Genomic DNA, 6,125 nt, shown 5'->3' with positions numbered 1-6,125 from the left:
GAAACACCGACTTCGTAGAGAACCAAGACCCCGAACGGCTATAGAACCCGTGCTTGACGCTTCTGCAAACAGAGAGCAGCTTCGGGTAAGTTGCGACGCAGCGATAACCTCCCTGGCGAAGGTCTGGTCTGGCCCGTCTTTCCCGCATGAATATGCAGCAGCAGTAAAATGCTGCTACCGCTTGCGAGGCAAAAGGGCTCTCAGCCAACACCAGAACCAACCCAGCATTCGGCCGACGGTTTCCCCTCGGCTAAGTGAGGACAGCCCGAAGGCTACGCCCAACAGACACCGTGGATGCTGTGCTGCAGCCCGTCAATCCTGGCTTCGTGGATGGTGCAGCATCTAAGGAAACCGAATGACCGGAACGCGGGACCGTTCTGCTGGTTGGCTTCCGCCGCCTTTCTCCCAAGATCAGCCCAGAGATGAAGGCGTTCTTTGCAAAAGGCAAAAAACTTGCGAGTGTTGAGACCGGGAGGATCTTCGATTTGGGTTCAGATTCACGGCATGTCGAACGCGTGGTAGAGGTCACGAGCCATCCAGGCGCTGCTGCGCGGTCACGCTTGGCAGCGTCGTGGCGGCGATCACTCGATCACCACGGGCTGGACCCCGGGCAAAAGAGAGGCGTTCAGCGTATCACTGAGCAGGCACTTGCGGAACGGCGCGGGCAATCCGAGGCGATGATGCTGGTGGCCGCTCCTAAACTTGACGCGTTGTTCCAGCTGGTCGGCAGTTCCGGCTGCGGGGTGCTGCTGACAGATGCGGAGGGCGTGGTGCTGGACCTGCGGACATCCAAGAGCGATGTTTCCACCTTCGAGGCCTGGGGACTGGCGCCGGGATCAGACTGGTCGGAAGCCTCGGAAGGCACCAACGGCATTGGCACCTGCATCGCGGAAGGCCGCAGGGTGATCATTCACCGCGATGAGCATTTCCACGCCCGCAATACGGGCATGAGCTGCATGGACGCGCCGATCTTCGGACCCGAAGGCGAACTGATCGGCGCACTCGACGTTTCCTCCGCCCGCGCTGACCAGACCGAGGCTTTCAACCAGCTTATCGCAGCGATGGTGGCTCAGACCGCCCGGCAAATCGAGACGGACAACTTCCGCGCCGCCTTTCCGGGTGCGCGGATCATCGTAGCCAACACCGATGACAGCGAGGCAGCCATGCTGCTGGCGGTGGATCAGGACGACCTTGTTCTCGGGGCCACCCGCGGTGCCCGCAAGGCGTTTGGACTGAACCACGCAGGCCCGATCACATCGCTTCCTGCATCGGATCTCTTCGGACGCGAGGACGGCCCGACCGGTTTCGAAAAGGCGGAACGGGCAGCGGTGAACCGGGCGCTCTCGCGGGCAAACGGCAACGTCTCTGCGGCCGCGCGCAATCTCGGAATCGGGCGGGCAACCCTTTATCGGCGCATGAAACGGCTGGGGATCGGCTGAAACCAGGCCTGACCTGTCTCACTCCTGAGACAGGTTGCGGCAAGGGACCGGCCGGATCGGGCTGACAGCATGCAATCCTGCCAGCATCTTCTTTGGCATTCCCGGCGGAGGACCGGGACCAGAGGAGGACACCATGAACGAACAGACCCAGATCACGGGTGAGCATGCCTCGCCGTTCAAGACCCGCTATGACAATTTCATCGGCGGCAGGTTCGTCGCCCCGGTCAAAGGGCAGTATTTCGACAACATCACCCCGATCACCGGCGCCAAGGTTTGCGAGGTGGCGCGCTCCACCGCCGAGGACGTGGAGCTGGCGCTGGATGCAGCCCACGCAGCCAAGGACGCCTGGGGCAAGACCTCTGCTGCGGAACGGTCAAACCTGCTGCTGAAGATCGCTGACCGGATCGAGGAAAACCTTGAGCTGATTGCCACTGCGGAAACCTGGGACAACGGCAAGCCGATCCGGGAAACCGCCGCCGCGGATATTCCGCTGTCGGTTGACCACTTCCGCTACTTCGCCGGTGTCCTGCGCGGCCAGGAAGGCTCCATGTCAGAGATCGACAACGACACGGTCGCCTATCACTTTCACGAACCGCTTGGCGTTGTCGGCCAGATCATCCCCTGGAACTTCTCTGTTCTGCTGGCAGCGTGGAAGCTGGCCCCAGCACTGGCTGCCGGCAATTGCATCGTGCTGAAGCCCGCCGAACAGACCCCGGCCGCGATCATGGTTCTGATCGAGGTCATCGCCGACCTGCTGCCCGCGGGCGTGCTGAACATCGTCAACGGCATGGGGCCGGAAGTGGGCGGGCCGCTCGCCAAGTCGCCGCGCATCGCCAAGATTGCCTTTACAGGCTCCACCGAGACCGGCCGCGTGATCATGCAGGCTGCGACCGAAAACCTGATCCCGGTGACGCTGGAACTGGGCGGCAAGTCCCCCAACATCTTTTTCTCTGACGTGATGGCCCAAGACGACGCCTTCCTCGACAAGGCGGTCGAAGGCTTCGTCCTCTTCGCCTTCAACCAGGGTGAGGTCTGCACCTGCCCCTCCCGCGCGCTGATCCAGGAAGACATTTACGAGGAGTTCATCAAACGGTGCATCGCGCGGGTTAAAGCCATCAAGCAGGGCGATCCGCGCGACATGGCGACCATGGTCGGTGCCCAGGCCAGCCAGGAGCAGCAGGACAAGATCCTGTCCTATCTGACCATCGGCGTCGAGGAAGGCGCCGAGGTGCTGACCGGCGGCGGAGCCGCGCGCTTCAACGGTGATCTGTCCAACGGGTTTTACGTGCAGCCGACCATTCTGAAGGGCCACAACAAGATGCGGGTCTTCCAGGAGGAAATCTTCGGTCCGGTGGTATCTGTCACCACCTTCAAGGACGAGGAAGAAGCACTCGCTATTGCCAATGACACAATGTACGGCCTCGGCGCCGGCGTGTGGACCCGCGACGGCACCCGCGCCTATCGCTTTGGCCGCAATATCGAAGCAGGGCGCGTCTGGGTGAACAACTACCACGCCTATCCGGCACACGCAGCTTTCGGCGGCTACAAGCAATCCGGCATCGGGCGCGAAACCCACAAGATGATGCTGGACCATTACCAGCAGACCAAGAACATGCTGGTCAGCTACAACCCCAATAAACTGGGTTTTTTCTGATCCCGGGTTTCCCGGCCTTTGCAGAAATTTACGAAGGCAAGCTGTTCAAGTTAGAAGCAAGATGGCGCCGGGAAACCGGCCCCATCACTCTTTTCCAAGCCACGCCCGCTGTGATGGAGGCCCCGGCAGCTCAACCGGCATTTCCGGCCAGATAGTCGACAAGCCGCTTGGCATCCGGGCGCAGGTGCCGCTCATCCGAATATGTCAGGAAATATGCGTGCTGGCTTGACTGCGCCACGGGGGAAAGCTGCAGCAATTGCCCGCTGGCCAGCTCGGCTGACAGGATATGCGGGCTGGCCAGCGCGATGCCAGCGCCTTCAAGAGCGGCACCGATCGACCGGGCAAAAGTCCCGCATTCGGTTCGCGGCCAACCTTTCACTTCCAGGGTGTTGCCCCAGTTGTCCCAGTTGGTCCAGTCCGGTGTTATCCTGGGAAAATTCAGCAAGGGCGGACGCTTTTCCGGTTCAAGCAGCGAGATCGATTGACCGGCGCCTATGCTTGCTTGTTGCGCCAGCCCTGGAGAGATCACCGGCACCAGAACGTCGGGAAGCAGCGGGATCGCTGCACGGCCCCGCCATCTCCCCGATCCATGCAGAATGGCAATGTCGTTCGCATCGTCGAGCAGGGCAGCCGGCAGATCGGAGGACACAAGCTCGACCGGGCAGGCCCGATCAGACAAACCAAAGCCTTTCAGCCGCTGCGAAAGCCAGAATAGCGACACCGCGCTGTTGGCGGCGATACGCACCGGGGCATCGGGGCGTGAGGCAACGCTGGCCAGGGCCGCTTCGGTAAAGTCGAGCAGAATGGCACTCTGCTCAGCCAGTCTGCGGCCTTCGTCCGTAAGCTCGATCACCCGGCCAGAACGCAGAAACAAGGCCACGCCCAAGTGATCTTCGAGCTGCCGGATGCGCTTGCTGACTGCAGTCTGGGTGACCAGCAGCTCCTCCGCCGCAGCGGAAAAGCTGTGATGACGCGCCGCAGCTTCGAAAAAGATGAGACCATCGAGAGGAGGCAGGGATCTGCGGTATCTTTTCATGACCAGAAGTTGGGGAAACTCAAGAGTATTAGGAATTTTACACGATGTGACATGAATTTCTATCCTGCGCCAGATAATCGGCCAATGGAGACTCTCATGGCAAATTTTGACTGGCACGCCGAACGCAGCGATCTATCGGGCATTGCCCTGCTGGACCGCTCCCCGGAAAGCGAAGGCATCGATCTGAAGGCGGTGCGCCTCTACCGTCTGGGCCGGGTGCGCGCCGAGATGGCCAAACGCGGCATCGGCGCGGTGATCCTGTCGGACCCGATCAACATCCGCTATGCCACCGGCACCCGCAATATGCAGATTTTCTCGATGCGCAACGCGCCGTCGCGCTATCTGCTGCTGACTGCAGACCGCTCGATCCTGTTCGAGTTCACCGGCTGCCTGCACCTGGCCGATGGCTACGAGACCGTCGACGAGGTGCGCCCTGCCAAGACCGCAAGCTTCGTGGCCGCGGGGCCGCATATCGTGGAACGGGAGCGGGAGTGGGCGCGCGAGACCGGCGATCTTATTGTCAGCCTGGCCGGCAGGGGCGCAACCGTCGGCATGGAGCGGATGAACGCCGGCGCAGCGATCGCCATGCAGGAGGCGGGTTTCCAGGTGGTTGACGCTCAGGAGCCTGTCGAGATGGCCCGCGCCATCAAGTCAGCGGAGGAAATGAAATGCGTCCGTGCCTCCCTACGTGCCACAGAGGTCGGCGTCGGCAAGCTGCGGGATGCCCTGCGCCCCGGCATGACCGAGAATGAGCTATGGTCGGTGCTGCACAAGTCGGTGATCGAACAGAACGGCGATTATTGCGAAACCCGGCTGCTGTCGGCCGGCGAGCGTACCAACCCCTGGTTCCAGGAAACCGCGCATCACCTGATCGGCGAGAACGAACTGGTTGCGCTGGACACCGATGTGGTGGGCTGCCACGGGTATTACAGCGACTTTTCCCGCACCTTCCATGCGGGCCCGGGCAAACCCACCGGCCTGCAAAAGACCCTGTATCAGACCGCGCTGGAGCAGGTGTACCACAACATGGGCATCCTGAAGGCGGGAATGACTTTCCGCGATTACGCCGATCAGGCCTGGGATATCCCGGACAAGTACTTTGCCAACCGCTACTACCTGTCCTCGCACGGCTGCGGGATGACCGGGGAATACCCCTATCTCTACCACCGCGGCGACTTCCCTGATGCGGGCTATGACGGGGTGATCGAGGCGGGCATGACCATCTGCGTCGAAAGCTATATCGGCGAGGAAGGCGGCCACGAAGGCGTCAAACTGGAGCAGCAGGTTCTGGTGACTGAGACCGGCATCGAACTTCTGTCGGAGTTCCCGTTTGAAGAAAGCCTGATGGGCACAGGCTTCCAGCCTGCCTTCCCCCTGCCGCGGATCTGAGCCCATGCTGCCCGGCGCCACAATTGACGTCACCGGCAGCGCCTGCCCCGCGCAGGCGCTGATCCGGGCCATCGGCCAAGGCAAGCCCGGGGTGAGGGTGATCTATGCCCGCGATTGGCTCCTGGCCAATAGAAGGGCCGCAACCGCGGCCCGCTCCCTCTTCGAGCAAGGGCAGGTCCATCTCGTGCAGCAGCGCATCCGGATGGGCTGGAATGACAAGTTCGCCTATATCGCCATCAAACGCTCACCACCGCCAACGGCTTAGTAAGCAGGCAGGTTACAAGACCAGGCAAGCGATTTGTGATCTTACGCAAGCTGACTCTGGATTTGACCAGTGTGCCGACCGCTCTCCGCCCGTTTTCCCGGAGCCCCTCGCATCTGCAGCGGAGATCGGGCACTTGCAGTGAACAGCAGGAAAGTCCCGCAGTGTTTGAGTTAGCATTTCGCGTGACTTCGCGGGCGCAGCGAATGTCTCCTCTGACGGGCCGCACCGCAGCGCCCGGTTACTGTGGCGAGTGACCGCTCTGGGCCGTTCTTGTTGCCAACATGGCGCCGATCCTGTGATGCATCCGAGGTCGGCTCCGGGCCCTGTTGACGTTATTTGCAG

Annotated in this window: 5 protein-coding genes; 4 read left to right on the top strand and 1 reads right to left on the bottom strand. The window is 61.7% G+C overall.

From position 1 onward, the window contains the following. Window positions 1-677: 677 nt before the first annotated feature. Both ACFMBG_RS21960 and adh read left to right on the top strand, forming a co-directional pair. Window positions 678-1,439, top strand: a complete 762-nt coding sequence (locus tag ACFMBG_RS21960) for a GAF domain-containing protein (RefSeq protein WP_421056805.1) — start codon at window positions 678-680, stop codon at window positions 1,437-1,439. A gap of 133 nt (window positions 1,440-1,572) precedes the next feature. Then, entirely contained in the window at window positions 1,573-3,093 is a 1,521-nt protein-coding gene (gene adh / locus ACFMBG_RS21955) for an aldehyde dehydrogenase (protein ID WP_421056804.1), read from the top strand. A 130-nt stretch (window positions 3,094-3,223) separates the two neighbouring features. Here the strand turns inward: adh and ACFMBG_RS21950 are convergent, their stop codons facing one another. Further along, the gene (locus ACFMBG_RS21950) at window positions 3,224-4,129 is read right to left on the bottom strand and encodes a LysR family transcriptional regulator (protein ID WP_421056803.1); all 906 of its coding nucleotides are present in this window, start codon (window positions 4,127-4,129) and stop codon (window positions 3,224-3,226) included. A gap of 96 nt (window positions 4,130-4,225) precedes the next feature. On the opposite strand from ACFMBG_RS21950, the gene ACFMBG_RS21945 reads away from it, so the two are divergent. Both ACFMBG_RS21945 and ACFMBG_RS21940 read left to right on the top strand, forming a co-directional pair. Then, window positions 4,226-5,518 (top strand): M24 family metallopeptidase, encoded by a 1,293-nt coding sequence (locus tag ACFMBG_RS21945; RefSeq protein ID WP_421056802.1) that lies wholly within the window; start codon window positions 4,226-4,228, stop codon window positions 5,516-5,518. 4 nt (window positions 5,519-5,522) lie between these two features. Beyond that, window positions 5,523-5,783: a hypothetical protein gene (locus tag ACFMBG_RS21940; protein WP_421056801.1), complete on the top strand. Its 261-nt coding sequence runs from the start codon at window positions 5,523-5,525 to the stop codon at window positions 5,781-5,783. The last annotated feature ends 342 nt before the right edge of the window (window positions 5,784-6,125 follow it).

This window comes from Leisingera coralii (genome assembly GCF_049056525.1).
Lineage (GTDB): Bacteria > Pseudomonadota > Alphaproteobacteria > Rhodobacterales > Rhodobacteraceae > Leisingera > Leisingera coralii.
This window is presented reverse-complemented; position numbering and strand designations above follow the sequence as displayed.